General features: G+C 64.8%; 15 protein-coding genes and 2 tRNA genes. 13 read left to right on the top strand and 4 right to left on the bottom strand.

Translation table 11 applies throughout. The features are described 5' to 3' along the window. Positions 1–45: 45 nt before the first annotated feature. Positions 46–1,338 (top strand): adenylosuccinate synthase, encoded by a 1,293-nt coding sequence (locus VQ065_RS28400; RefSeq protein ID WP_003095642.1) that lies wholly within the window; start codon positions 46–48, stop codon positions 1,336–1,338. A 156-nt stretch (positions 1,339–1,494) separates the two neighbouring features. Here the strand turns inward: VQ065_RS28400 and VQ065_RS28395 are convergent. Both VQ065_RS28395 and VQ065_RS28390 read right to left on the bottom strand, forming a co-directional pair. After that, positions 1,495–1,581: transfer RNA gene (locus tag VQ065_RS28395), tRNA-Leu, on the bottom strand. 129 nt (positions 1,582–1,710) lie between these two features. Next, positions 1,711–1,797 (bottom strand) — tRNA-Leu (locus VQ065_RS28390). A gap of 204 nt (positions 1,798–2,001) precedes the next feature. On the opposite strand from VQ065_RS28390, the gene rnr reads away from it, so the two are divergent. The 8 genes from rnr (at position 2,002) to alr (ending at position 10,413) form a co-directional block, all read left to right on the top strand. Further along, positions 2,002–4,719 (top strand): ribonuclease R, encoded by a 2,718-nt coding sequence (rnr, locus tag VQ065_RS28385; protein WP_003095640.1) that lies wholly within the window; start codon positions 2,002–2,004, stop codon positions 4,717–4,719. After that, positions 4,716–5,462 (top strand): 23S rRNA (guanosine(2251)-2'-O)-methyltransferase RlmB, encoded by a 747-nt coding sequence (gene rlmB, locus VQ065_RS28380; protein ID WP_003095638.1) that lies wholly within the window; start codon positions 4,716–4,718, stop codon positions 5,460–5,462. The genes rnr and rlmB overlap by 4 nt, the downstream gene beginning before the upstream one ends. A 214-nt stretch (positions 5,463–5,676) precedes the next feature. Further along, positions 5,677–6,096 carry a 30S ribosomal protein S6 gene (rpsF, locus tag VQ065_RS28375; protein ID WP_003095636.1) on the top strand — a complete coding sequence of 140 codons (420 nt, stop codon included), beginning with the start codon at positions 5,677–5,679 and terminating at the stop codon, positions 6,094–6,096. Between the two features lie 29 nt (positions 6,097–6,125). After that, complete coding sequence (rpsR, locus tag VQ065_RS28370) at positions 6,126–6,356, top strand: 30S ribosomal protein S18 (RefSeq protein WP_003095634.1); 231 nt, start codon at positions 6,126–6,128, stop codon at positions 6,354–6,356. A gap of 36 nt (positions 6,357–6,392) precedes the next feature. Further along, positions 6,393–7,262 (top strand): hypothetical protein, encoded by an 870-nt coding sequence (locus VQ065_RS28365; protein ID WP_003095630.1) that lies wholly within the window; start codon positions 6,393–6,395, stop codon positions 7,260–7,262. A 21-nt stretch (positions 7,263–7,283) separates the two neighbouring features. Next, complete coding sequence (gene rplI, locus VQ065_RS28360; protein ID WP_003095627.1) at positions 7,284–7,730, top strand: 50S ribosomal protein L9; 447 nt, start codon at positions 7,284–7,286, stop codon at positions 7,728–7,730. 128 nt (positions 7,731–7,858) lie between these two features. Continuing rightward, complete coding sequence (gene dnaB / locus VQ065_RS28355; RefSeq protein WP_003095622.1) at positions 7,859–9,253, top strand: replicative DNA helicase; 1,395 nt, start codon at positions 7,859–7,861, stop codon at positions 9,251–9,253. Between the two features lie 68 nt (positions 9,254–9,321). Continuing rightward, on the top strand, positions 9,322–10,413 hold the full coding sequence (alr, locus tag VQ065_RS28350; protein ID WP_003095617.1) for an alanine racemase: 1,092 nt from the start codon (positions 9,322–9,324) through the stop codon (positions 10,411–10,413). Positions 10,414–10,436: 23 nt separating this feature from the next. Here alr and VQ065_RS28345 read toward each other — a convergent pair whose 3' ends face one another. After that, positions 10,437–11,978 carry a glycoside hydrolase family 1 protein gene (locus VQ065_RS28345; protein WP_003095614.1) on the bottom strand — a complete coding sequence of 514 codons (1,542 nt, stop codon included), beginning with the start codon at positions 11,976–11,978 and terminating at the stop codon, positions 10,437–10,439. Positions 11,979–12,144: 166 nt separating this feature from the next. Continuing rightward, positions 12,145–14,025, bottom strand: coding sequence for a diguanylate cyclase (locus VQ065_RS28340; protein ID WP_003095612.1), 1,881 nt, complete (start codon positions 14,023–14,025; stop codon positions 12,145–12,147). Positions 14,026–14,237: 212 nt separating this feature from the next. Here VQ065_RS28340 and VQ065_RS28335 point away from each other — a divergent pair, with 212 nt between their 5' ends. The 4 genes from VQ065_RS28335 (at position 14,238) to VQ065_RS28320 (ending at position 21,278) form a co-directional block, all read left to right on the top strand. Then, the gene (locus tag VQ065_RS28335) at positions 14,238–16,481 is read left to right on the top strand and encodes a YgiQ family radical SAM protein (RefSeq protein ID WP_003095609.1); all 2,244 of its coding nucleotides are present in this window, start codon (positions 14,238–14,240) and stop codon (positions 16,479–16,481) included. A 261-nt stretch (positions 16,482–16,742) separates the two neighbouring features. Beyond that, on the top strand, positions 16,743–19,241 hold the full coding sequence (locus VQ065_RS28330; protein ID WP_014603518.1) for a circularly permuted type 2 ATP-grasp protein: 2,499 nt from the start codon (positions 16,743–16,745) through the stop codon (positions 19,239–19,241). Continuing rightward, positions 19,241–20,176 (top strand): transglutaminase family protein, encoded by a 936-nt coding sequence (locus VQ065_RS28325; protein ID WP_003095601.1) that lies wholly within the window; start codon positions 19,241–19,243, stop codon positions 20,174–20,176. The genes VQ065_RS28330 and VQ065_RS28325 overlap by 1 nt, the downstream gene beginning before the upstream one ends. Before the next feature lie 250 nt (positions 20,177–20,426). Next, positions 20,427–21,278 (top strand): mechanosensitive ion channel family protein, encoded by an 852-nt coding sequence (locus VQ065_RS28320; RefSeq protein ID WP_003095599.1) that lies wholly within the window; start codon positions 20,427–20,429, stop codon positions 21,276–21,278. Positions 21,279–21,285: the final 7 nt, after the last annotated feature.

Below are 21,285 nucleotides of genomic sequence, written 5' to 3'. Positions count from 1 at the left end.
GCCGGCCGCGGCCGGCATCGAACTTCCACGATGGGGACAAGTGTTATGGGTAAGAATGTCGTAGTCCTGGGCACCCAATGGGGTGATGAGGGCAAGGGCAAGATCGTCGACCTGCTCACCGAGCAGGCGGCTGCCGTAGTTCGCTACCAGGGTGGTCACAACGCTGGCCACACCCTGGTGATCGATGGCGAGAAAACCGTCCTGCACCTGATTCCATCGGGCATCCTGCGCGAAGGCGTGCAGTGCCTGATCGGCAATGGCGTGGTGCTGGCGCCGGATGCGCTGCTGCGCGAAATCACCAAGCTGGAAGAGAAGGGCGTGCCGGTGCGCGAGCGCCTGCGCATCAGTCCTTCCTGTCCGCTGATCCTGTCCTATCACGTCGCCCTCGACCAGGCGCGCGAGAAGGCCCGCGGCGAAGCCAAGATCGGCACCACCGGTCGTGGCATCGGCCCGGCATACGAGGACAAGGTGGCGCGTCGCGGCCTGCGCGTCGGCGACCTGTTCCACCGCGAGCGCTTCGCCGCCAAGCTGGGCGAGCTGCTGGACTACCATAACTTCGTCCTGCAGCACTACTACAAGGAGCCGGCCATCGACTTCCAGAAGACCCTGGACGAGGCGATGGAGTATGCCGAGCTGCTCAAGCCGATGATGGCCGATGTCGCTGCGACCCTGCACGACCTGCGCAAGCACGGCAAGGACATCATGTTCGAAGGCGCCCAGGGATCGCTGCTGGACATCGACCATGGCACCTATCCCTACGTGACCAGTTCCAACACCACCGCTGGCGGTACCGCCACCGGTTCCGGCTTCGGCCCGCTGTACCTGGACTACGTACTGGGTATCACCAAGGCCTATACCACTCGCGTCGGCTCCGGTCCGTTCCCGACCGAGCTGTTCGACGACGTCGGCGCCTACCTGGCCAAGCGCGGCCACGAGTTCGGCGCCACCACCGGTCGCGCTCGTCGCTGCGGCTGGTTCGATGCCGTGATCCTGCGCCGCGCCATCGAGATCAACAGCATCTCCGGCCTGTGCCTGACCAAGCTCGACGTGCTCGATGGTCTGGACGTGGTGCGCCTGTGCGTCGGCTACAAGAATGCCGATGGCGATGTGCTGGAAGCGCCGACCGATGCCGACAGCTACATCGGCCTGCAGCCGGTCTACGAGGAAATGCCCGGCTGGAGCGAGTCGACCGTGGGTGCGAAGACCCTGGAAGAGTTGCCGGCCAACGCCCGCGCCTACATCAAGCGCGTGGAAGAACTGGTGGGTGCGCCGATCGATATCATCTCCACCGGTCCGGATCGCAACGAAACCATCATCCTGCGCCATCCATTCGCCTGAGGCGGATAGCGGGGCGATGACGGAACGGGCTGCGCATGCGGCCCGTTTTCATTTCCGGGGTCGGCGCCGCGGCGAGCGGGGGGAGGTGGCGTGGCTCGAAGGGAAAAATCGCGGACAACAAAAAGCCGAGCGATGCTCGGCTGTTTGTCTTGAAGATGGTGCCCAGGAGAAGACTCGAACTTCCACGGTGTTGCCACCGCTAGGACCTGAACCTAGTGCGTCTACCAATTCCGCCACCTGGGCATGCTTTTCAGCATTGTGCGATGATCGCTCATCGACTTGGGTGTTGCAAACCTTGTCGCAGTTTCAATGCCTGGTAGTGGCTGAACTGCTGAAACAAAAACGGTCTAATGTCCGGCTTTGTCTGAAATATGGTGCCCAGGAGAAGACTCGAACTTCCACGGTGTTGCCACCGCTAGGACCTGAACCTAGTGCGTCTACCAATTCCGCCACCTGGGCACTGGAGTCGATGATCGCTCATCGTTTCCGTGTTACAACGTCTCAGCAACGTTGTGGGCGCGAACTATACGAGTACGTATTCTGCTTGTAAACCCCTGATGCGATAAAAATTATTCTGCTGCCGAAGCTGACCGACGAAGCGTTTTCGCGCTTCAATAGAGCAATGGCAGCAAACGCTAAAGAAGAAAAGGTGACCTACCTCTAATGGCCGATTGGCAAAACCTCGATCCCGAGGCCGCTCGCGAAGCGGAAAAGTACGAAAACCCCATCCCCAGCCGGGAACTGATCCTGGCTCACCTATCCGAGCGAGGCGCTCCGGCGACTCGCTCCCAGTTGCTCGACGAGTTCGGGCTCGCCGGCGAGGAGCCGGAAGAGGCCTTGCGTCGTCGCCTGCGCGCCATGGAGCGCGACAGGCAGCTTATCTATACGCGTCGTGGCGCCTACGCGCCGGTGGACAAGCTGGACCTGATCCGCGGCCGCATCAGCGGGCACCGCGATGGCTTCGGCTTCCTGATCCCCGACGATGGCAGCGACGACCTGTTCCTCAGCCCCACCCAGATGCGCCTGGTGTTCGACGGCGACCGCGCCCTGGCACGGGTGTCCGGCCATGACCGGCGCGGACGCCGCGAAGGCCAGCTGGTCGAGGTGATCGAGCGGGCCCACGAGATCGTGGTCGGCCGCTACTTCGAGGAAAGCGGCATCGGCGTGGTGGTCGCGGACAACCCGAAGATCCAGCAGGAAGTCCTGATCCCGCCGGGCAAGGCCGGCAAGGCCAGGCACAACCAGTTCGTCCAGGTGCGCATCGAGCAATGGCCGAGCATCCACCGCCAGGCCCAGGGCGAGATCGTCGAGGTGCTCGGCGACTACATGGCGCCAGGGATGGAGATCGAAGTCGCCCTGCGCAGCTACGATATCCCCCACGTCTGGCCGGCCGCGGTAGAGAAGGAAGCGGCCAAGCTCAAGCCGGAAGTGGCGGAGAAGGACAAGGAAAAGCGTGTCGACCTGCGCCAGGTGCCCTTCGTCACCATCGACGGCGAGGATGCCCGCGACTTCGACGACGCGGTGTACGCCGAGGCCAAGCGCGGCGGCGGCTGGCGCCTGTTCGTGGCGATCGCCGATGTCTCGCACTACGTGAAGGTCGGTTCGGCGCTGGACGAAGAGGCGGCCAGGCGCGGCAACTCGGTGTATTTCCCCGAGCGGGTGATCCCGATGCTGCCGGAGGTGCTGTCCAATGGTCTCTGCTCGCTGAATCCACTGGTCGACCGGCTGGCCATGGTCTGCGAGATGACCCTGTCCAAGGCCGGCAAGCTGACCGGCTATCAGTTCTACGAAGCGGTGATCCACTCCCATGCGCGCCTGACCTACACCAAGGTCAGCCAGTTGCTCGAGCATCCCGACAGCGTCGAGGCCGAGAACCTGCGCCAGCAGTTGCCCGGCGTGGTGCCGCACCTGCAGCAGCTGTATGCGCTGTATAAAGCGCTGCTGGCCGGCCGCCATGTCCGCGGCGCGATCGATTTCGAGACCCAGGAAACCCGCATCGTCTTCGGCGCCGACCGGAAGATCTCGGAAATCCGCCCGACCCAGCGCAACGATGCGCACCGCCTGATCGAAGAGTGCATGCTCTGCGCCAACGTGGCGACCGCACGCTTCCTGCAGAAGCACGCCATCCCGGCGTTGTACCGGGTGCATGACGGCCCGCCGCAGGAGAAGCTCAACAACCTGCGCCAGTTCCTCGGCGAGCTGGGGTTGAGCCTCGGCCGCGGCAAGGCCGCGCCGACCCCGGGCGACTACCAGGAGTTGCTGGAGAAGATCCACGACCGCGCCGACTTCCGCCTGATCCAGACGGTCATGCTGCGTTCGCTCAGCCAGGCGGTGTACAGCCCGGACAACAATGGCCACTTCGGCCTCAACTACGACGCCTACACCCACTTCACCTCGCCGATCCGGCGCTACCCGGACCTGCTGGTGCATCGTGCGATCCGCAGTGTGATCCGCTCCAAGGCGGAGACTCCGCACGTGCAGCGGGCCGGCGCGGCGAGCATGCCCAAGGCGCGCATCTATCCGTACGACGAATTGCGCCTGGACCAGTTGGGCGAGCAGTGCTCGATGACCGAGCGGCGTGCCGACGAGGCCACCCGCGACGTGACCAACTGGCTGAAGTGCGAATACATGCGCGAGCGGGTCGGCGAGACCTTCCCTGGCGTAATCACCGCGGTCACCGGTTTCGGTCTGTTCGTCGAGCTGACCGACATCTTCGTCGAAGGCCTGGTCCATGTGACCGCGCTGCCCGGCGACTACTATCATTTCGACGCCGTGCACCATCGCCTCAGCGGCGAGCGCACCGGGCGCAGCTTCCGTCTCGGCGACACCACGGAAGTGGTAGTGGCGCGGGTCGACCTGGACGAGCGGAAGATCGATTTCGAGCTGGCCGGAAACGTGCTGAGCGCGCCGATCGGACGCAAGAAGCGCAACGGCGACAAGTCGGCGAACGCCGGCAAGGCGCCGAAGGGGCGCAAGGGCGCATCCGTGCCCGAGGTCGACCTGGAGCCGGCGCTGGCCAGTCCCGACGCCGCGGTGGTGCCGCGGCGCAAGGCCGGCAAGGTGCAGGCGCTGCCGCCGGTCGCGCCGGAGCTGCTGGCGCAGGCCGCGGAGATGCTCGGCAACACCGACGTGCGCAAGAGTCGCGAGGTGAAGCAGGCGCTGCTCGCCGAGGCGCGCGTCGGCGGCGGCAAGGACAAGGGCGGGAAGAAGGGCAAGGTCGTTCCTGCGGGCAAGAGCGCGAAGGGCAAGGCCAAGGGCGGCAAGCCCGCCGCTGCCGCCAAGCCGGGAAAGCCGACCAAGCATCGCAAGGGGCCTTCCAAGCCGAAGGCCGACAACGCTCCGGCCGCCACCGGGGCGCGCAAACGTAAGGCCAAGTCATGAGTCAGTGGGAAAAGGTCTACGGCGTGCATGCCGTGGAAGCGTTGTTGCGTCATCACCCGAAGCGGGTCAAGCAGTTGTGGCTGGCCGAGGGGCGGCATGATCCGCGGGTCCAGGTGCTCACCGAGCTGGCCGCCGGGTTCCGTATTCCGGTAGGGCAGCGCGATCGGCGCGAACTCGACGAGTGGGCGGAAGGCGTCCACCAGGGCGTGGTCGCGGAAGTCAGCCCCAGCCAGGTCTGGGGCGAAAACATGCTCGAGGAACTGCTCGAGCGGAGCGAGGGCGTGCCGCTGCTGCTGGCCCTGGATGGCGTCACCGATCCGCACAACCTCGGCGCCTGCCTGCGTACCGCCGATGCGGCGGGGGTGCAGGCGGTGATCGTGCCCAAGGACAAGTCCGCGACCCTCAACGCCACCGTGCGCAAGGTCGCTTGCGGCGCCGCCGAGGTGATCCCGCTGGTGGCGGTGACCAACCTCGCGCGCACCCTGGAAAAGCTCCAGCAGCGCGGCCTGTGGGTGGTCGGCACCGCTGGCGAGGCGGACAAGACCCTCTACCAGCTCGACCTCAAGGGGCCGACCGTGCTGGTGATGGGCGCGGAAGGCAAGGGCATGCGCCGGCTGACCCGCGAGCACTGCGACTTCCTCGCCAGGTTGCCGATGGCCGGCAGCGTCAGCAGCCTGAACGTCTCGGTCGCCACCGGCGTCTGCCTGTTCGAGATCCTCCGCCAGCGCACCCCGCTGGAGTGAGCGCGTGCGGGGCCGCCGCGGCGCGGCCCCGCGCCATTCCATCCGCTGTACAAATATTCGCCAATCTTCCTTGCTTCGCCGGTTGCCCTTCTCTAGAATGTCGCCCCTTGCCGCGCGGGCAGGCGTTCGTTCGCCTCTCCGCCAGGCAAGCCAAGAAAACATTCACTCCTTGCCTGACCGTTCTGCGGCAGGCTGCAACCCGTAAGGAGCATTTATGCGTCATTACGAAATCGTGTTCCTGGTTCACCCGGACCAGAGCGAACAAGTCGGTGGCATGGTCGAGCGTTACACCAAGGCCATCGAAGAAGACGGCGGCAAGATCCACCGTCTGGAAGACTGGGGCCGTCGTCAGCTGGCCTACGCCATCAACAACGTGCACAAGGCCCACTACGTTCTGATGAACGTCGAGTGCAGCGCCAAGGCCCTGGCTGAGCTGGAAGACAACTTCCGTTACAACGATGCCGTGATCCGTAACCTGGTCATGCGTCGCGACGAAGCTGTCACCGAGCAGTCCGAGATGCTCAAGGCTGAAGAAAGCCGCAACGAGCGTCGCGAGCGTCGTGAGCGTCCGAACGATAACGCTGAAGGCGCCGATGGCGACGACAACAGCGATAGCGATAACGCTGACGAGTAATTCCGGACCAGTATTGAGGAGCCAATCACATGGCACGTTTCTTCCGTCGTCGTAAGTTCTGCCGCTTCACCGCCGAAGGCGTGAAAGAGATCGATTACAAGGATCTCAACACCCTGAAGGCCTACGTTTCCGAAACCGGCAAGATCGTTCCGAGCCGTATCACCGGCACCAAGGCCAAGTACCAGCGTCAGCTGGCGACCGCTATCAAGCGCGCCCGCTACCTGGCCCTGCTTCCTTACACCGACAGCCACGGCCGTTGAGATCGGGCAGTCGAACGCTGGTAAGGGATAGATCGCATGCGCGCACTGGCTGAGTTCACCATGCGCGGCCGCATGCAGGCCACGCTCGCCGTGGCAGGCTCCGCGGTTGTTCCACTGTTGTTCTGGCTGAGTGCCGCCGCCGGTAGCCTGGTGCTGCTGCGGCGCGGATTCGGCGACGCCTTCGGCGTCCTGGCCTGGGCGGTGCTACCGGCGATGTTCTGGTGGTACCTGGGCGATCCGAGCATCCTTCTGGTCCTGCTCGGTACCCTGACGCTGGCGCAGATCCTGCGCGCCAGCACGTCCTGGAGCCATGTGCTGCTGGGCAGTGTTGCAGTTGGCGTGGTATTCGCGCTGGTGCTGGGGCATACCTCCAGCGAGCTGATCGGCGCCCTGGCGACGGAAGTCACCAAGGTCCTGACCCAGCTTCGCGGGGAGTCCCAGCTGTCGGGCGAAGAGCTGGACAAGTTGCAGGTGGCGCTGGTGCCGACCCTGACCGGGGTCATGGCTTCCTCGCTGCAGGTGACCTGCCTGCTCTGCCTGATGCTCGCGCGGTACTGGCAGGCTTCGCTGTACAACCCGGGCGGCTTCGGTCGCGAATTCCGGAGTTTGCGGCTGGCGCCGGCGGTTGCCGTGATCCTGCTGCTGGGGGCCGTCGTGGTCCCGGCGCTGGAAGTGCAGGCCGCGGTGCTCGGTCCGTTGTGCAGCGTGCCGCTGATCATCGCCGGCGTGGCGCTCGGGCATGGCCTGATCGCCCTGAAGCGCCTCGCGGGTGGTTGGCTGGTGGGCCTGTACCTGGCTGTATTGCTGCTGGGGAACCTGATCTGTCTTTTGGCGGTTGTCGACAGTCTGTTTGATTTTCGTGGACGCCTGGCCCGGCGCCAGGGTTCCACGAACGGTGAAGGTTAAAAGTTAAGAGGTAAGACTCAAATGGAAGTCATCCTGCTGGAAAAAGTCGCCAACCTGGGCAACCTGGGCGACAAGGTGAACATCAAGGGCGGTTACGCCCGTAACTTCCTGCTGCCGCAGGGCAAGGCCACCGTCGCCACCGCCGAGAACGTCGCTGCGTTCGAAGCCCGCCGCGCCGAGCTGGAAAAGGCTGCCGCCGAGAAGAAGGCCGCTGCCGAAGCCCGTGCTGCCCAGCTCTCCGAGCTGGTGGTAACCCTCGGCGCCCACGCTGGCGACGAAGGCAAGCTGTTCGGTTCGATCGGCACCCGCGACATCGCCGAAGCCGTTTCCGCTGCCGGTTACCCGCTGGAAAAAGCCGAAGTTCGCCTGCCCAACGGCGCGCTGCGCAACACCGGTGAGTTCGACGTCGCCGTGCACCTGCACACCGACGTGGAAACCACTCTGAAGCTGATCATCGTCGCTGAGTAAGCGATCCGATCGGTAGGGCTGGGCGGGCATATGCGTGTCCGCGGCAGTCCGCTAACATCGGGCACGGTACCGGCAACGGCACCGTGCCCGTTGTTTTTTCCGCTGTTCCTTTTTCTTGCGTCGAGTCTATGAACGAGATCACCAGCCCCGAGCAATACGACCTGGAAACCACAGCCCTGAAGGTGCCGCCGCACTCGATCGAGGCCGAGCAGGCCGTGCTGGGTGGCCTGATGCTGGACAACAACGCCTGGGAGCGGGTGTCGGACTCGGTGTCCGACGGCGATTTCTACCGCCATGACCATCGCCTGATCTTCCGCGCCATCTACAAGCTGGCCGAGGCCAACCAGCCGATCGACGTGGTGACCCTCTCCGAGCAGTTGGAGAAGGAAGGACAACTGGCCCAGGTCGGCGGCCTGGCCTATCTCGGCGAACTGGCGAAGAACATTCCGTCGGTCGCCAACATCAAGGCCTACGCGCAGATCATCCGCGAGCGCGCCACCCTGCGCCAACTGATCGGCATCAGCAACGAGATCGCCGACAGCGCCTTCCACCCGGAAGGGCGCGGCGCCAACGAGATCCTCGACGAGGCCGAGCGGAAGATCTTCGAGATCGCCGAAGCGCGACCGAAGACCGGCGGGCCGGTGGGGATCAGCGATATCCTGGTCAAGACCATCGACCGCATCGACTACCTGTTCAACACCAGCGAGGCGCTGACCGGGGTGTCCACCGGTTTCACCGACCTCGACGAGAAGACCAGCGGCCTGCAGCCGGCCGACCTGATCATCGTCGCCGGGCGTCCGTCGATGGGTAAGACCACCTTCGCCATGAACCTGGTCGAGAATGCGGTGATGCGCACCGACAAGGCCGTGTTGGTGTACTCCCTGGAGATGCCCTCCGACTCGATCGTGATGCGTATGCTCTCGTCGCTCGGTCGCATCGATCAGACCAAGGTCCGTTCCGGCAAGCTCGACGACGAGGATTGGCCGCGCCTGACCTCGGCGATCAACCTGCTCAACGACAAGAAGCTGTTCATCGACGACACCGCCGGCATCAGCCCCTCGGAAATGCGTGCGCGGACCCGTCGCCTGGTGCGCGAGCACGGCGACCTGGCGCTGATCATGATCGACTACCTGCAGCTGATGCAGATACCCGGCTCCAGCGGCGACAACCGGACCAACGAGATTTCCGAGATCTCCCGCTCGCTGAAGGCCCTGGCGAAGGAATTCAACTGCCCGGTGATCGCCCTGTCGCAGCTCAACCGCTCCCTGGAGCAGCGACCCAACAAGCGCCCGGTGAACTCCGACTTGCGCGAATCCGGGGCGATCGAGCAGGACGCCGACGTGATCATGTTCGTCTACCGCGACGAGGTGTACCACCCGGAGACCGAGTTCAAGGGCGTCGCCGAAATCATCATCGGCAAGCAGCGTAACGGTCCGATCGGCACGGTGCGCCTGGCCTTCATCGGCAAATACACGCGCTTCGAGAACCTTGCCGCCGGCATGTACAACTTCGAGGACGAATGACCCGGCTTGGGTCTTGCCCGGCGGGCGCCTTACCATAGGCACCCGTTTCAGTTGCAGGACCCGATGCCATGCGTCCCCTCGTTGCCACCGTCGACCTTTCCGCCATTCGCCACAACTATGCCCTGGCCAAGCGCTGCGCGCCGCAGCGCCAGGCGTTCGCGGTGGTCAAGGCGAACGCCTATGGCCACGGTGCGCGCGAAGTGGTTACCGCGTTGCACGACGATGCCGATGGCTTCGCCGTGGCCTGCCTGGAGGAGGCCGCGGAAGTCCGCGCCTTGCACGCCAGCGCGCGCATCCTGTTGCTGGAAGGCTGCTTCGAGGCGAGCGAATACGCCCTCGCCGGGCAATTGCGCCTGGACCTGGTGATCCAGGGCGCGGAACAGGGCGAGGCGTTCCTCGCCGCCGGCCTGGATATTCCACTCAACGTCTGGCTCAAGCTCGACTCCGGCATGCACCGCCTGGGCTTCGATCCTGCCGCGCTGCGCGCCTGGCATGCGCGCCTGCGCAGCCATCCCGGTGTGCGCGAGCTGAACCTGATCAGCCATTTCGCCTGCGCCGACGAACGCAACCATCCGCTCACCGAACAGCAGCTGGAGAGTTTCCTCGGCCTGCTCGACCTGGACTTCGACCAGCGCAGCCTGGCCAATTCGGCGGCGGTGCTGACTATCCCAGCCGCCCACATGGACTGGCTGCGGCCGGGAATCATGCTCTACGGGTCGACCCCGCTGGCCGACCTGAGTGCCGCCGAACTGGGCCTGAGGCCGGCCATGAGCCTGGGCGCGCAGTTGATTTCGCTGCGCGAGGTGGCCGTGGGCGAGAGCGTCGGCTACGGCGCCACCTGGATCGCCGAGCGGCCGGCGCGGATCGGCACGGTCAGTTGCGGCTACGCCGACGGCTACCCGCGCACCGCGCCAGCCGGGACTCCGGTACTGGTCGGGGGACGCCGCGCGACCCTGGCCGGGCGGGTCTCGATGGACATGCTGGCGGTCGACCTCTCCGACCTGCCGGAGGCTCGCGTTGGCGACCCGGTGGAGTTGTGGGGCGCCGGGTTGTCGGTGGACGAGGTCGCCCGTGCCTGCGGCACCCTCGGCTACGAGCTTCTGAGCAAGGTTGGTGCGCGGGTTCCGCGTGCCTTCCAGTACGGACCTGGCCGCCTATAGCGCCAGGTCTTTTTTTGAAGTCGTTAACCTGAGTGCCGGCTTTGCTGGGGCAGGCACTTGTTACGCTCTTTATAATCCCTGATTTTCTCTTGGTATTTGTAATAGCTGGATTTTGGTGTCCTCGCTAGTTGTGGGCTTTCAAAGTCGACCCCAATCATTCCGAAGCGATTTCTGTAGCCGAACAGCCACTCGAAGTTGTCCAGAAGACTCCAGAATAGATACCCTTCTACTTTCACTCCTGCATGCCTGGCTGAGAGCACTGCATCAATGTGGTCAGAGAGATACTTTGCCCTGAGTGGATCTAGCACCCTATTTCCAGTGAGTTTTTCATCGTCCACTCCGAAACCGGCTCCGTTCTCCGTTATGATCAGAGTAGGATGGTCGTATTCTTTGTCTATCTGCATTAGTAGTTCGACCAGATGAGAAGGAGAGACGGGGCCGTTATAGGAAGGATACTGGTCTGGATTTGGGCGATTTGCTATTCCGAAGGGTTGGCTTGGATCGTCTTTCACCAGGGTGGGAGAGTAGAAGTTTACGCCGATGAAGTCAGGTCTTCCCTGCATGATCTTTTTCATATCATCCTGAGAGGGCTGGAACGCGGGTGCGTACTTCTGATAGAGAGTTTTTATATCTTTCGGGTAGTTTCCTTTGTAAAGCGCGTCCAGAACCCAGGCATTGTGCACAGAGTTACAGTTCCTCTTGGCTGCGCTGTTCGGGTTCTCATTATCGACACAGGGGGATAGATTCAGGGCAATACCGATTCGTCCCTTGTACCCTGCTTCCTTGTATGAGGTAACCGCTAGCGAGTTCGCCAGCAGGAGGTTGTGCATGGCCTCTGCCTGAGCTGCGCGTGACTCTACGGATAGTACTTTCTCATAGGGTGAGGGGGTCTCGGTGAGGAAGTTCTCTACCAAGGGCGTCAGGGTAAAGATATTGCCCTCCGGCTCATTGAAAGTTATGAAGTAAGGTACCTCTTCGCCAAAATTGCTGAAAATGAGCTTTGCGTAGCCAGCGAACCAGTCGGGCGATTTAGAGGAGTACCATCCACCTTTCTTGTAAAGAGCTAAGGGCATATCCCAGTGGTAAAGTGTTACAATTGGAGTTATTCCGGCATCCTTCAAATCTTGTATGAGTATCTTGTAGTACTCGAGCCCTTTGGGGTTTATCGTCTGGCCATCGGGCAGCACTCGTGCCCAGCTTATCGAGAAACGGTACGAGTTGACTCCGAGTTTGCGCATCAGATCTATGTCTTTTAGATAGACGTCTCTGGATATCTGGTTCGTGGCAACATCGCCAGTGTGGCTCTCTCCGATAAGATACTTGGTAATGCCTCTATGGGTGAAGTCGTCCCAGTTCGAAGGTCCTTTCCCGTCCAGATTCCAACCGCCCTCTACCTGATAGGCCGCTGAGGCCGTTCCCCAGAGAAAGTTGCAGTTTTCCTGAGGCTTCGCAGTGGCCAGCGAGGTATCATATAGGAGCGCAAGAGAAAGAAGCGCGAGACGGTTCTTTATATTTTTTTTTAGGGTTTTTCGAAAATTTTTAAATTGGAGGAGGCTTCTTCGCATTTTTATGGTTTTTTAGGTTGGTTTATGATTGTAGGGGTCTAGGTGTTTTCGTGATATCGAGTCGATTTTTATATTTCTACTCGTTTTGAGCGTTTTACTCGCAGGTCTGGAAATCATCTTTCAAAGGAATTGTAGGATAGCTCGATATGTGGGCTGTCTCCAGGCTTCATTTGTAAGTTCGAAGGCTGTCCATGGCTTGCTCCAACTGTAGCTCCTGGACCATCGCATAGCCGGCGCGCCCGGCGCCCTTGACCCGGTACAGCGCCTGGTCGGCGGCCTTGTAGAGTTTGCCGAACTGCAGGGCGTCGCCGGGAAACAGGGCGACGCCGATGCTCGGTGTGATCACCAGCCACTGCTTGGCGAACTCCACCGGTTTCGCCAGTTCTCGCAGCAGGCGTTCGGCGATGTCGCGGGCATGCTGCTCGGCATTCGACCCGCCGACCAGCACGGCGAATTCGTCGCCGCCGAGGCGTGCCACGCAATCCTCGGTGCGCACGCAATGGCGCAGCCGCTGGGCCACGTTCTGCAGGACGAAGTCGCCGGCATCGTGGCCATGGGTATCGTTGATCGGCTTGAAGTGATCCAGGTCGATCAGCAGCAGCGCCATGCTGTTGCCGTGGCGGCGCGCATCGTCCAGGGCGCTTTCGGCGAATTCCATCAGGTGCCTGCGGTTGCCAAGCCCGGTCAGCGAGTCGTGATGGGCGGCGTACTGCAGTTGCGCTTCGCGCATCTGCAACTGGCGATTGGCCTCGCTCAGCTCGTTGGTACGGACTTCCACGGCGCGTGCCAGGTCGCGCTGGGCGCTGTGCAGCAGGGCCAGGCGCGCGTTCTTTTCCTGGTCGGCCTGGTCCAGGGCCAGGGCCCTTTCCTGCTTCAGATCCTGGATGCGCGAGGCGAGCGCCAGGGAGAACAGCAGGGCCTCCAGGGTCAGCGCCAGCGGGAAGACCATGGCGTTGGCCGAGGTCGGCTGGACCAGCGCGGTGGCGCGCATCACGCCAAGGCTGACGCTGCCGAGCACCAGGCCGAAGCCGACCAGGTACAGGCGCGCCGTGGCCGAACCCTGGCGCCAGCGCTGCACTGCCAGGCCGATGGCGATCGGCAGGTTGGCCAGCAGGGTCAGCGCCAGCACGCCGGCCGCCTGCCAGCGCCAGCCGGCGGCGTTGAACGCCAGGCAGGCAAGGAACAGCAGGCAACAGGCGTTCAGCAGGTGATGGGCCCAGCGTGCGTGCTGCCGGCTTTGCAGCAGGTTCTGGCTGAAGCGGATCACGCAGATGCCCCAGATCGCCAGCAGCGCCAGGCGGTCAAGCCACCAGGGCACCGCCCGCTCGGGCCAGAAATACTCGAAACCATGGCCGCTGATGCTCAGGGTCAGCACCAGCGCGCTGGCAGCGGTCAGCACGTACCAGAAATAGGCGCGATCGCGCAGGCTGGTGAAGAGGAACAGGTTGTACAGCAGCAGGGCGAGGATCAGCCCGTAGGCCATGCCGAACAGCAGGTTGCCCTGGCTGCGGTATTCCAGCAGTTCGTCGTGGCTCCAGAGCCTCAGCGGAAAGGCGTTGCCGCCGGGATCGTAGCTGCGCAGGTAGACGCGCAACGGCCCATCGCCGGGAGGGAGCTGGAACAGCGGATGACGATAGGCGTGGTCGCGGCCCTCGGCGAAGGGCACCGCTTCGCCGCTGCGATGTTCGCGGAACCCGCCGCGCTCGTCGGGGAGGTACAGGCGCAGGTCGTGCAGGCTGGCGCTGGCGACTTCCAGCCACCAGCCGCCGGATACCGCCTCGCGTCTCGGCAGGTCGAGGCGCAGCCACCAGACGCTGCGACTGAGGCCGACGCTGGTGCGGCCGGCGGCGGCGACGAAGCGGCCGGCCTGCTCCGTTTGTTCGAGGTCCTCCACCGCCAGGTTGCCATCGGGGTCTTCGAGCAGGTCCAGCGAGCCGTTCAACCAGGCGCCGCTGGCCGGGGGCGCTGGAAACTCCGGCGCGGCGCGCGAAACGGCGCTGGCCAGTAGCAGGAAGATGACCGCGAGCAGGGCAAGAGGATGGCGCACGATGACTCTCCCGGGGGCCTGCCTTAGAGGCCGGGTGAGATGACGATGAATGGAGTATAGAAAGAAGGTGGCGAAATGATGGCATTTTTTCGAAGCCGGCCGACGGCAGGCAATACCCAGTGAAAACGTCGGAATTGCTCATTTTTTGTGCTATATTCCGCGCCCGCGTTTTCGCGACCCCCTATTCCTAGAGATACCCCCTGGTGCCCGTGATGCAAGCCGCCAAGCCGCTGTTCGACTATCCCAAGTACTGGGCCGAGTGTTTCGGTCCGGCGCCCTTCCTGCCTATGAGTAGGGAAGAGATGGATCAGCTCGGCTGGGACTCCTGCGACATCATCATCGTCACCGGCGATGCCTACGTCGACCACCCGTCCTTCGGCATGGCCATCATCGGCCGCCTGCTGGAGGCCCAGGGGTTCCGCGTCGGCATCATCGCCCAGCCGGACTGGCAGTCGAAGGACGACTTCATGAAGCTCGGCGAGCCGAACCTGTTCTTCGGCGTGGCGGCCGGCAACATGGACTCGATGATCAACCGCTACACCGCGGACAAGAAGGTCCGTTCCGACGACGCCTACACCCCCGGCGGCCTGGCCGGCAAGCGCCCGGACCGCGCCAGCCTGGTCTACAGCCAGCGCTGCAAGGAGGCCTACAGCCATGTGCCGGTGATCCTCGGCGGGATCGAGGCCTCGTTGCGCCGTATCGCCCATTACGACTACTGGCAGGACAAGGTCCGCCGCTCGATCCTGATGGACGCCACGGCCGACATCCTGCTCTACGGCAACGCCGAGCGTGCGGTGGTGGAAATCGCCCAGCGCCTGGCCCAGGGCGAACCGCTGAGCGCGATCACCGACGTGCGCGGCACCGCCTTCGTCCGTCGCGACACCCCGGAGGGCTGGTTCGAGATCGATTCCACGCGGATCGACCGGCCGGGCAAGATCGACAAGATCATCAATCCCTACGTGAATACCCAGGACACTGCCGCCTGCGCCATCGAGCAGGAAAAGGGCGTGCAGGAGGACCCGCAGGAAGCCAAGGTCGTGCAGTTGCTGGCGAACCCCAGGCTGACCCGGGAGAAGACCGTGATCCGCCTGCCGTCTTTCGAGAAGGTGCGCAACGACTCGGTGCTCTATGCCCACGCCAACCGCGTGCTGCACCTGGAGACCAACCCGGGCAACGCCCGTGCCCTGGTGCAGAAGCACGGCGAAGTGGATGTCTGGTTCAACCCGCCGCCCATTCCGATGAGCACCGAGGAAATGGACTACGTGTTCGGCATGCCCTATGCCCGCGTACCGCACCCGGCCTACGGCAAGGCGAAGATTCCCGCCTACGAGATGATCCGCTTCTCGGTGAACATCATGCGTGGCTGCTTCGGCGGCTGCACCTTCTGCTCGATCACCGAACATGAGGGACGGATCATCCAGAACCGCTCGCACGACTCGATCATCCGCGAGATCGAGGAGATGCGCGACAAGGTGCCCGGCTTCACCGGCGTGGTCTCCGACCTTGGCGGACCGACGGCGAACATGTACCGCATCGCCTGCAAGAGCCCGGACATCGAGCGGCACTGCCGCAAGCCGTCCTGCGTGTTCCCCGGCATCTGCGAGAACCTCGATACCGACCACAGCTCGCTGATCGAGCTGTACCGCAAGGCCCGGGCGCTGCCGGGGGTGAAGAAGATCCTGATCGCCTCCGGCCTGCGCTACGACCTCGCCGTCGAGTCGCCCGAGTACGTCAAGGAACTGGTGACCCACCACGTCGGCGGCTACCTGAAGATCGCCCCGGAGCACACCGAGCGCGGTCCGCTGGACAAGATGATGAAGCCGGGGATCGGCACCTACGACCGCTTCAAGCAGATGTTCGAGAAGTTCTCGAAGGAAGCCGGCAAGGAGCAGTACCTGATCCCGTACTTCATCGCCGCCCACCCCGGGACCACCGACGAAGACATGATGAACCTGGCCCTGTGGCTCAAGCGCAACGGCTTCCGCGCCGACCAGGTCCAGGCGTTCTATCCCTCGCCGATGGCCACCGCCACCGCGATGTATCACTCGGGCAAGAACCCGCTGCGCAAGGTCACCTACAAGAGCGATGGCGTGACCATCGTCAAGAGCGACCAGCAGCGGCGCCTGCACAAGGCCTTCCTGCGCTACCACGACCCGAAAGGCTGGCCGCTGCTGCGCGAGGCGCTGGAGCGGATGGGGCGCGCCGACCTGATCGGCAATGGCAAGCACCACCTGGTCCCGACCTACCAGCCGGATACCGGCGAATACCAGAGCGCCCGGCGGAAGAACTCGACGCCGGCCGGCAGCAAGAAGGCCGGCAAGCTGCTGACCCAGCATACCGGCCTGCCGCCACGCGCCAGCGACGGCGGCAAGCCGTGGAGCAAGGGCCAGCAGAACAAGGCGACGGCCTTCGCCAAGGGCAAGAAGAAGTCGCGCCAGCCGAACATCCCGCGCTGATCGCCGGGGCGGCCCTGCCGCCCGCAAAGGGTGCGTGGCTGCAACCCTGCCAGCGGTCGCGCACCGTCGCGGTGCATCGCCGTGGCGCGACCTCCTGGCCGCCCGGGGCTGGCGGCGCTGGCACAAGTCTTGCGCTTCCGGGGCAACCCGGTCTTCGCGGAGAACCGCGCTGGCGGACCCGGCAACGCCTCGTCGCTTCGCTCCGGCGGCGCGTCGCCGACTCCGCTACAGTGACCGCAACCCCAGCCCCGCGAGCCTTCGATGCCCGAGCTGCTTGCCCACTATCCGTTCACCGATACGGCCTACCATGAGCTGCTCGATCGCCAGGGTGGCGTGCGTCCCCATTGGCAGCGGCTGTTCCGCCAACTGGAGCGCAGCAGCCCTGAGCAACTGCGCCAGCGCCAGGCCCTGGTGGAACGGCAGATCCAGGAGAACGGCGTCACCTACAACGTCTACGCCGATCCCAAGGGCACCGACCGCCCCTGGGCGCTGGACCTTCTGCCGAACCTGCTGTCCGCCGCCGAGTGGCAGCCGATCGCCGCCGGCGTGGCACAGCGTGCTCGGCTGCTCAACGCGCTGCTGGCCGACCTGTACGGCGAGCAGCGTCTGCTCGCCGAAGGGCTGCTGCCCAGCGAACTGGTCTTCGGCCATCCGAACTTCCTCTGGCCGGCGCTCGGCATCCGGCCGCCCGGCGGGATCTTCCTGCACAGCTATGCCGTCGACCTGGCGCGCGATGCCGACGGACGCTGGCAGGTCCTCGCCGACCGCACCCAGGCGCCGTCCGGCGCGGGCTATGCGCTGGAGAACCGGCAGATCGTCTCGCGGGCCTTGCCGGAACTCTATCGCGACCTGCGCGTGCAGCATCTCGCCGGGTATTTCCGCACCCTGCAGGAGACCCTCGCCAGCCAGGCCGCCGGCGACGGCGAGACGCCGCTGGTGGTGCTGCTGACTCCCGGACGTTTCAACGAAACCTACTTCGAGCATCTCTACCTGGCGCGCCAGCTCGGTTTCCCGCTGGTCGAGGGGCACGACCTGACGGTGCGCGACGCCACCCTCTATCTCAAGACCCTCGGCGGCCTGAAACGGGTGCACGCGGTATTGCGGCGCCTCGATGACGACTTCTGCGACCCGCTGGAATTGCGTACCGACTCGGCGCTGGGCATTCCCGGCCTGCTCGAGGCGGTACGCCAGGAGCGCGTACTGGTGGCCAACGCGTTGGGCAGCGGGGTGCTGGAATCGCCCGGCCTGCTCGGCTTCCTGCCGCAGGCCTGTCGCCGCCTGCTGGGCGAGGAGTTGGCGCTGCCCTCGCTCGACACCCGCTGGTGCGGCGAGCCGCAGGCCCTCGAGGCGATACTCGCGGCACTGCCCGACCTGGTGATCAAGCCGGCCTTTCCCGGCCAGCGCTGCGAACCGCTGTTCGGCCACGCCCTCGACGGTGCCGGCCTGGCATCCCTCGGCGAGCGCTTGCGCGAGCGCCCGCAGGCCTACGTGGCGCAACGCCTGGCGCAGTTGTCCCAGGCGCCGGTCTGGCGCGACGGCGAGGCCGGCGTCGGCCTGCAGTCGCGGGCCATCGGCATGCGCGTGTTCGCCGTCGCCGCCGCCGACGGACGCTACTGGGTGATGCCCGGCGGTCTGACCCGCGTAGCCTCGGCGGCGGATGCCGAGGTGGTGTCGATGCAACGCGGCGGCGCGAGCAAGGACACCTGGGTACTGGCCGAGCGTGCGGTCGGCGGCGAGCCGTGGCGGCCGCGCCGGCTCGGCGTGCGCGACCTGGTCCGCGAGGATCCCTACCTGCCGTCGCGGGTGGTGGAAAACCTGTTCTGGTACGGCCGCTATGCCGAGCGTTGCGACGACCACGCGCGCCTGCTGCGGGTGGTGCTGTCGCGCTACGTGGATGCCGATGGCGACGAAGAGGCGCTGCGCAGCGCCCTGGCCCTGGCCGGCGGCATCGGCCTGCTGCCCGGGGATGGCGAGCCGTTGGAAAGGTGCCTGTTGCGGGCGTTGCTCGACGAGCACTGGCCGGCGAGCCTGTGCGCCAACCTGCGGCGCCTGCACTGGGCGGCGGCGCAGGTGCGCGGGCGCTTGTCCGGGGAGAACTGGCTGGCCTTGCTGGAGCTGCAACGCGACATGCAGGCGCTCGATCCGGCACGCACCGACCTCGGCGAAGCGCTGGACTTCCTCAACCGGCTAGTGATGTCCCTGGCCGCGTTGTCTGGTTTCGCCCTCGACGACATGACCCGCGACGACGGCTGGCGTTTCCTGATGATCGGCCGGCGCATCGAGCGCGTGCGCTTCTTCGCCGAGAGCATCGCCGCCTTCCTCGACGGCGGTAGCGCCTGGGACGCCGGCGCGCTGGAATGGCTGCTGGAACTGGGTAACAGCGGCATCACCTACCGCTCGCGCTACCTGGCGTCGCCGCAACTGGTCCCGGTGCTCGACCTGCTCCTGTTGCACGAGCAGAACCCGCACTCGCTGCGCTTCCAGTTGCAGGCCCTGGAGCGTTCGCTGGAGCGCCTGCACGAGGAGTTCGGCGCGCCACGCGAGCGGGAACTCAGGACCCTGGGCGAACGCCTGCGCAGCTTCGATCTGGCGGCCCTGGAAAGCCCGCTGTTCGGCGCGGCAGGACTCGACGAGGTGCTCGTCGGGCTGGCGCGACTGCTGCGCGACATCGCCGCCTGCGCCGGACAGGTCTCCGATCGGCTAGGCTTGCGCTATTTCGCCCATGTCGACGATGTCAGCCAGAGAACGGTATCCACCTGATGTCCGCACCCGCGCTTTGCTCCGTTCCGCTCCAGGGCGCCCGCTACCAGGTGCTGCACGACACCCATTACCGCTATGCGACGCCGGTCTCGCTGTCGCGGCAACTGGCGCATCTCTGGCCACGCGAATGCGCCTGGCAGGCCTGTCATGAGCGGGCACTGCTGATCGAGCCGGGGCCGAGCCGGCGCGAGGATGGCCACGACGCATTCGGCAATCCGCTGAGCCGGCTGGCCTTCGAGCGTCCCCACGAGGCGCTGCGGGTCAGCGCGCGACTGCAGATCGAAGTGTTCGCCCATGCGCCGGCGCAACTGACCGCGTCGCCGGCATGGGAAACCGTCGCCGCCGGGCTGGCATTTTCCGGGCGGGCGCTGTCCGCCGCCGAGCTGGAAGCCTGCCGCTATCGCGTCGAGTCGCCCTATGTGCGCATCCAGCGGCGATTCGCCGAGTTCGCCGCCGACTGCTTCCCGCCCGGACGGCCGTTGCTGGTGGCGGCGGCGGCACTGATGGAGAAGATCTTCCGCGAGTTCGCCTTCGATGCGCAGGCCACCCAGGTGGCGACGCCGCTGGACGAAGTGCTGGAGCGCCGTCGCGGGGTCTGCCAGGACTTCGCCCACCTGATGCTCGCCTGCCTGCGCGCGCGCGGACTGGCGGCGCGCTACGTCAGCGGCTACCTGCTGACCCGCCCGCCGCCCGGGCAGGCGCGACTGATCGGCGCCGACGCCTCGCATGCCTGGGTCTCGCTGTATTGCCCGGAGAACGGCTGGGTGGACTTCGACCCGACCAACGACCTGTTGCCTGACCTGGAGCACATCACCCTGGCCTGGGGGCGGGATTTTTCCGATGTGTCGCCGCTGCGCGGAGTGATCCTCGGCGGTGGTAGCCATGACCCGGAGGTGCGGGTGACGGTGCTGCCGCTACGGGAAACTGCCGGCTGATCAAAAAATGATCGGTTCCGCGGAGGCCCTGCCGCCCGGGACTCCCGGACCTTTTCACCCAGGTTGTCCACAGCCTCGCCCACGCCGTTTGGGGACAACGAAGCGCTGCTCCGGCAAATTCGCGGCGCCGTGCTAGCTTTTCCAGAATCCGCTACGGACGTTGTCGGGCCAAGGGCCGGAGCCTGCCTTTCCGGTGCCAGGGGCGGTTCTCGTACGGAGCCAGACTCCTTCCTTGCGCACGGTGAGCGATATGGATGACACGACGATCGTCAACGTAGGTACCGAGAAGATCAACGCGCTCTGGGCGACGGTGTCTCAGTACGCCTTCGCCTTCGGCATCAAGATTCTCGCGGCCATCGCCTTCTGGGTGATCGGCCGCTGGCTGATCGGCTTCGCCGTCGGCATGGTGCAGAAATCCCTCGAGCGGCAAAAGGTCGATCCCACCGTGCTGCGCTACGTGGGCTCGTTCATCACGGTGACCCTGAACGTGCTGCTGGTGGTGGGCATCCTCGGTTTCTTCGGCATCCAGACCACCAGCCTGGCGGCGCTGATCGCGGCGGTCGGCCTGGCCATCGGCATGGCCTGGTCGGGATTGCTGGCGAACCTGGCGGCCGGCGGTTTCATCATCGTCCTGCGGCCGTTCAAGGTCGGCGACTTCATCTGCGCCGGCGGAGTGACCGGCACGGTCAAGGAGATCGGCCTGTTCACCACGGCGATCAACACTCCGGACAACGTGCTGACCATGGTCGGCAACAACAAGATATTCGGCGACAACATCCAGAACTTCACCCACAACCCGTTCCGCCGGGTCGAGTTGAAGGCGCAGCTTTCCGGTGCCGCCGACTACCAGGCGGCCATCGCCCTGCTCAAGCAGCGCGTCGCGGCGATTCCCAACGTGCTCGGCGAGCCGCCGGTGGACGTGGAAATCCTCGAGTTCAACCTGGTCGGGCCGGTGCTGGCGGTGCGCCCGTATTGCCACAACGACCATTACTGGCAGGTCTATTTCGATACCAACAAGGTGATCAAGGACGCCCTCGGCGCCGACTTCCCGGCACCGATGCCGGCGCAGACGGTGATCGTGCAGCAGTCCGCCGGCGCCTGACGTTTCC

This window comes from Pseudomonas sp. KBN10P06128 (assembly GCF_037574945.1).
GTDB lineage: Bacteria > Pseudomonadota > Gammaproteobacteria > Pseudomonadales > Pseudomonadaceae > Pseudomonas > Pseudomonas aeruginosa.
Note: the sequence above shows the minus strand (reverse complement) of the source record. Positions and strands in the feature narration are given on the sequence as shown.

What these genes read in the sequence shown, in the direction of transcription:
- VQ065_RS28400 (WP_003095642.1), top strand. Translation starts at nt 46, where the DNA reads ATGGGTAAGAATGTCGTAGTCCTGGGCACCCAATGGGGTGATGAGGGC.
- rnr (WP_003095640.1), top strand. Translation starts at nt 2,002, where the DNA reads ATGGCCGATTGGCAAAACCTCGATCCCGAGGCCGCTCGCGAAGCGGAA.
- rlmB (WP_003095638.1), top strand. Translation starts at nt 4,716, where the DNA reads ATGAGTCAGTGGGAAAAGGTCTACGGCGTGCATGCCGTGGAAGCGTTG.
- rpsF (WP_003095636.1), top strand. Translation starts at nt 5,677, where the DNA reads ATGCGTCATTACGAAATCGTGTTCCTGGTTCACCCGGACCAGAGCGAA.
- rpsR (WP_003095634.1), top strand. Translation starts at nt 6,126, where the DNA reads ATGGCACGTTTCTTCCGTCGTCGTAAGTTCTGCCGCTTCACCGCCGAA.
- VQ065_RS28365 (WP_003095630.1), top strand. Translation starts at nt 6,393, where the DNA reads ATGCGCGCACTGGCTGAGTTCACCATGCGCGGCCGCATGCAGGCCACG.
- rplI (WP_003095627.1), top strand. Translation starts at nt 7,284, where the DNA reads ATGGAAGTCATCCTGCTGGAAAAAGTCGCCAACCTGGGCAACCTGGGC.
- dnaB (WP_003095622.1), top strand. Translation starts at nt 7,859, where the DNA reads ATGAACGAGATCACCAGCCCCGAGCAATACGACCTGGAAACCACAGCC.
- alr (WP_003095617.1), top strand. Translation starts at nt 9,322, where the DNA reads ATGCGTCCCCTCGTTGCCACCGTCGACCTTTCCGCCATTCGCCACAAC.
- VQ065_RS28345 (WP_003095614.1), bottom strand. Translation starts at nt 11,978, where the DNA reads ATGCGAAGAAGCCTCCTCCAATTTAAAAATTTTCGAAAAACCCTAAAA.
- VQ065_RS28335 (WP_003095609.1), top strand. Translation starts at nt 14,238, where the DNA reads ATGCAAGCCGCCAAGCCGCTGTTCGACTATCCCAAGTACTGGGCCGAG.
- VQ065_RS28330 (WP_014603518.1), top strand. Translation starts at nt 16,743, where the DNA reads ATGCCCGAGCTGCTTGCCCACTATCCGTTCACCGATACGGCCTACCAT.
- VQ065_RS28325 (WP_003095601.1), top strand. Translation starts at nt 19,241, where the DNA reads ATGTCCGCACCCGCGCTTTGCTCCGTTCCGCTCCAGGGCGCCCGCTAC.
- VQ065_RS28320 (WP_003095599.1), top strand. Translation starts at nt 20,427, where the DNA reads ATGGATGACACGACGATCGTCAACGTAGGTACCGAGAAGATCAACGCG.